Below are 5,174 nucleotides of genomic sequence, written 5' to 3' on the forward strand. Positions count from 1 at the left end.
TAGGAAATAATGATTTACCAATTACCCATTACCCATTACCAATTACCAATTACCAATTAACCATTACCAATTACCCATTAAGATTCAAATAGCCATTTTTTGACTTTAGCTAAACTCTGCCAATCGGGTTTTTTGGTTAGACCATCTTCAATGCTATTTTTAACTTCTTCTTCCCATTCTTTATTGACAAAAATCAACTGTTGTGCAAAGTCAATATGTTCTCGCAAACCTTTCTGACCTGTTTCTAACATGGCTAAAGCGAGATTAATTCTGGCCTGTGGGTCTTGGGGATTTATTTTTACGGCTTTATTTGCAGCTTTATAAGCTAAGTTGCCCTTGTTATCTAGCAAATATAACCAAGCTAGACAAACCCAAGCTGAACTGGCTTTGGGAGAGCGATCGCATACCTCTTTAAATACAGGTATGAGCGTTTCTGGTGATTCTCCGGCTTTATAGCGTTCTAAACCTGTATCAAACAGTTCTTCAATTGTGATAGTCATTGGTCATTAGTCATTAGTCATTAGTCATTAGTCATTGGTCATTAGTCATTGATCATTAGTCATTGGGAACAGGGAACAGGGAACAGGGTAAAATAAATTAACTTTTGCCTCTTGCCTCTTGCCTTTTCTTACTGACATCTGACCCTTGACTATATTACACTCCGAAAGATTTGCCGCAACCACAGGTTTGGGAAGCATTGGGGTTAGTGAATTGAAAACCACCACCAATCATGGCATCACTATAATCCAGCATTAAACCATAGAGATATAATAAGCTCTTGCGATCGCAGATAATTTTGAAACCATCATAATCAAAGACATCATCCTGTGGGGTGATCTTGCTGATGTCCTCAAAATCCATCATATAAGACATCCCAGAGCAACCACCTTGACGGACTCCTACCCGTAAACATAAATCTTGTCCTTGTGTGGCTTGGAGAGATTTTACCTGGCGCAATGCTGTTTCACTCAACAAAATGCCGCGTTCTTGCGTTTGGGTTGCTTGTGTCATCTGCTGTTTTCACTCCTTAATTAATCTAAATATTACCCTGTATATGCTGTTAACAGCTTTGGGGTTGTTTTTTCTAGTTGTGTTCTATTCTAGCGGCATTGAACGGTCTAGACGCTAAATTCTCAACACTTTGTCAACAGCAGGATAGGATTTTTATTCTAGAATTGAGAGATTCGGTGTATTTAGAGATGGAGTATTTTTCTCATTTTCAGTCAAAAGCAGTCTGAGCAGCAAGCACTCTTCAGGTACAGCAGGGAAAATGTCAGCCGAATTTTAGCCATTCCCCACAAGTTACTTCATAAATAGATTTTTTTGATTAACCTACTCTATGACAAGTTTTAATCGCTCTACCAGCCGTCGGTTGAAAAAATTAACCCAAATTCCTTCTATATGGGAGGGCGATCGCCGTCCGTTGTCATCATCACAAGCCCAACCCAGAGATGCAGAAGAATCCAAGGGGGAATGTATTCTCTGGGTGGATGGCTCTCAAGGTATTGTTAGAGGTATGGATGTAGTATCTCCATCACTGGGATTAGAAGCCATAGTTCGCACACTAATGCGAGCAATGGAACATCCGCACAGTCCAGCTAAACCTGCTAGACCACAAAGAATTGTGGTCAGAGATCGGGAAATTCAATTTTACCTGCGCGGAGTTTTGCAAGATTTGGATATTGCTGTTGACTATGTAGCCGAATTACCTTTAATTGATGAATTATTTCGCTCTTTTGCGGATATTCTCGATAGCCAAATACCCGATTTACCTCCACAATATGCACAAATCCTGAATGAGCAAGCCTTTGCAGTTTGGGAAGCAGCACCTTGGAATTTTCTGGAAGAACAACAAATTTTATCCATAGAAATCAATAAATGGGATGTGGGGACGCTTTATGCCTCGGTCATGGGAATGCTGGGCATGGAGTATGGTATTTTGTTGTATCGTTCACAGGATTCTCTCAAGCGTTTTCGTGCAGATGTGTTACAAGATGAAGAATCTATCCAGGGTTTAGAAGAAGCCTTCCTCAAGCAAGATTGTTTATTTCTCACCTTTGATCAAGTTGATGAAAATGAAGATGGAGATGAGGATGAGGATGAAGATTTGGCAGATTTACCGCTATCGGAAATTGAACCTACCTTTGGAAATATTCACCCTTTAGAAGGATTACGCTCGGTTTTGTATGACGAAGAAGCACTGGTTATGTATGTGGCGATCGAAAGTTTGATCCGCTTTATTCGTGATTATCGTCATCAGTTATACGAAGAAGATTTCCCTACCATCAATCGCCGTTATCGCATTTCTCTACCCAATCCAGATGAAGCAACTAAATCAGTGCCTGTGACTGTTTCTACTATGCCAGAATTGGCAGCCGAGCTAGAAGAAATGGCAGGTTTGGATATCTCAGATGAAGATGAATTTGACTCTCCTGAGTTCCATACGCTTCGGGATGACTTGATCCCAGAAGATTCGTTCTTGAGCTTGGGTGTGATTTCTTGGGAAACCTTAAAATCTCTCCGTCAGGAGGTGAATTATTATGCAGGTAAGGAAATCAATCAAGCGGGTGATGGTTTACCTGTGATTTTAATTCAAACTTCCCGTCCCAAGGCTAAAACTGTGATTGAAAATATTCAAGCCGCTGGGGGATTAAAAGCAATTTGCTTTAATCCCGGTGCTAATCCCTTAGATGGAGAGCAATATGATTTGGGTTTGCTACAAACAGAAAATGGGGATTTATTTCTGTTTGGAGAATTTGAAGATCAAGACCCGATTCATATTGAAGCCAGGCAAAAATGGAATCAGCGGTGTCATTATACCAGTGGTTATTGTGGCTTAATTATTGCTAAGGGACTGACAGGTGCTGCTCGTGGTAATCCTCAGTTAAAAGACATGATGGCTTTATTTGAAGCGCGATCGCTCTCTTCCCAAGATTTGGGTCTCGGTATTCTTCAACTTATGCCTCAATTGGAAATTGAATAATGCTCTATGTAGTTACCACAGATAAGTATCAAATTCACACTGAGTTCAATAAATCAAGTCTAATCTGTGGTTTTCTACAATGTAATTAAAATAGTTGTGACGGGATAATTTCGATGAACAAATAAAAATGATTAGCTATGATTATTTATACTCGACTGAACTTTACCGAGAATTTTTAGTTATATTTATGATCTTCGTATTTCTTTGGGACAATCTCTGATAGTATCATTTTTTCCTTTTACAACTGGATTATTTTTGATAACCGTTAACACATAGCAAGTTGCATGATAATGACTAATAAAAAATGGGCTGTTAAACGTATAACCGTCAACCTAGCAACACAGGAAGCGGAAAAATTAGAAAAATATTGTCAACAGACAGGTAGACCCGCTACTGATGTGATTCGTGAACTAATTAGAAGTTTACCGCTGTCTGAGGAAACCAAGGAGAAAGGGTGATTGGGGATTAGTGACTGGGGATTGGGGATTGGGAAGAATGAATTTATGACCCATGACCCATGACCCATGACCCATGACCCATGACCCATGACCCATGACCCATGACCCATGACCCATGACCCATGACCCATGACCCATGACCCATTACCTATTCTGACACCAAGCCAGTTACAATTTGTAAAGAAACTGATAGCGCAGCTTGGCGTAAGCAATAAAGGAACTTGGGAATGCGTGTTGCAATTGTAGGTGCAGGACTAGCTGGACTAGCAACTGCCGTAGATTTAGCTGATGCGGGTTGTGAGGTACAAATTTTTGAATCTCGTCCGTTTGTTGGTGGAAAAGTCGGCAGTTGGGTAGATGGTGATGGCAACCATATTGAAATGGGTTTGCACGTATTTTTTGGCTGCTACTACAATCTGTTTGAGTTGATGGAAAAAGTGGGAGCAGGTGAAAATTTACGTCTTAAAGAACATAGTCATACTTTTATTAATAAAGGTGGACGCACTGGGGCTTTAGATTTTCGTTTTATCACCGGTGCGCCTTTTAATGGCTTAAAGGCATTTTTCACCACTTCCCAACTTTCATTACAGGATAAATTACAAAATGCGATCGCTCTAGGAACTAGCCCCATAGTTAGGGGTTTAGTAGACTTTGAAGGCGCAATGAGAAATATCCGCGATTTAGACAAAATCAGCTTTTCTGACTGGTTCTATCGTCACGGAGGCAGCAAAGGCAGCATCAAACGCCTATGGAACCCTATCGCTTACGCCTTGGGTTTTATTGATTGCGACAATATTTCTGCCCGTTGTATGTTGACAATTTTCCAGTTTTTTGCTGTCAAAACTGAAGCTTCAATTTTGCGAATGCTGGAAGGTTCACCCCACGAATATTTACACAAACCAATTATTGAATATTTAGAAGCTAGAGGCACAAAAATATACACCCGTCGCCAAGTGCGGGAAATTCAATTTGCTGAATCTGGAACAGAAACCCACGTAACAGGTATAGTAGTTGCCCAAGGTGATACGGAAGAAGTGATCACGGCTGATGCTTACCTTTGCGCTTGTGATGTACCGGGGATTCAGCGCGTTTTACCCCAAGCATGGCGAAAATGGTCAGAATTTGACAACATTTATAAACTTGATGCTGTGCCAGTTGCTACAGTGCAGCTACGGTTTGATGGTTGGGTAACGGAACTGGAAGATGCTGAAAAACGTAAACAGTTAAATCATGCTGTGGGTATAGATAATTTGTTGTATACCGCCGATGCTGATTTTTCCTGTTTTGCTGATTTGGCTTTGACTAGTCCAGCAGATTATTATCGTCCTGGGGAGGGTTCGTTAATGCAACTGGTGTTGACACCGGGAGATCCTTTTATTAAAGAAAGTAATGAGGCGATCGCTCAACACGTTCTTAAACAGGTGCATGAATTGTTCCCTTCGTCAAGAGAATTAAACATGACTTGGTACAGTGTGGTTAAACTAGCCCAGTCTTTGTACAGAGAAGCACCAGGAATGGACGCTTATCGTCCTGATCAGAAAACACCCATACCTAATTTCTTCCTAGCAGGTAGTTACACTCAACAGGATTATATTGACAGCATGGAAGGTGCAACCATTTCTGGAAGACGTGCGGCTAAAGTGATTCTGGAAAGTGTGAAGAAATAGGGACTGGGGACTGGGGACTAGGGAAGAAGTAGGGGAGCAGGGAGCAGGGGGAAGTTATTTGTATTT

The 5,174-nt window shown here is 40.9% G+C and carries 5 protein-coding genes; 3 read left to right on the forward strand and 2 right to left on the reverse strand.

The features are described 5' to 3' along the window. Positions 1-77: 77 nt before the first annotated feature. Complete coding sequence (locus VB694_RS00975; RefSeq protein ID WP_323358442.1) at positions 78-500, reverse strand: hypothetical protein; 423 nt, start codon at positions 498-500, stop codon at positions 78-80. A 154-nt stretch (positions 501-654) separates the two neighbouring features. After that, a complete protein-coding gene (locus VB694_RS00980; RefSeq protein ID WP_323358443.1) occupies positions 655-1,011 on the reverse strand; it encodes an iron-sulfur cluster assembly accessory protein in 357 nt (118 codons plus the stop codon). Positions 1,012-1,339: 328 nt separating this feature from the next. Here VB694_RS00980 and VB694_RS00985 point away from each other — a divergent pair, with 328 nt between their 5' ends. From VB694_RS00985 to zds, 3 genes are all read left to right on the forward strand, one after another. Beyond that, positions 1,340-2,983, forward strand: a complete 1,644-nt coding sequence (locus tag VB694_RS00985; protein ID WP_323358444.1) for a DUF6930 domain-containing protein — start codon at positions 1,340-1,342, stop codon at positions 2,981-2,983. Between the two features lie 284 nt (positions 2,984-3,267). Next, positions 3,268-3,441: a CopG family transcriptional regulator gene (locus tag VB694_RS00990; protein ID WP_323358445.1), complete on the forward strand. Its 174-nt coding sequence runs from the start codon at positions 3,268-3,270 to the stop codon at positions 3,439-3,441. A gap of 227 nt (positions 3,442-3,668) precedes the next feature. After that, positions 3,669-5,108 carry a 9,9'-di-cis-zeta-carotene desaturase gene (zds, locus tag VB694_RS00995; protein ID WP_323358446.1) on the forward strand — a complete coding sequence of 480 codons (1,440 nt, stop codon included), beginning with the start codon at positions 3,669-3,671 and terminating at the stop codon, positions 5,106-5,108. Positions 5,109-5,174 lie beyond the last annotated feature (66 nt).

The sequence above is a fragment of the Anabaena sp. UHCC 0451 genome (genome assembly GCF_034931405.1).
GTDB lineage: Bacteria > Cyanobacteriota > Cyanobacteriia > Cyanobacteriales > Nostocaceae > RDYJ01.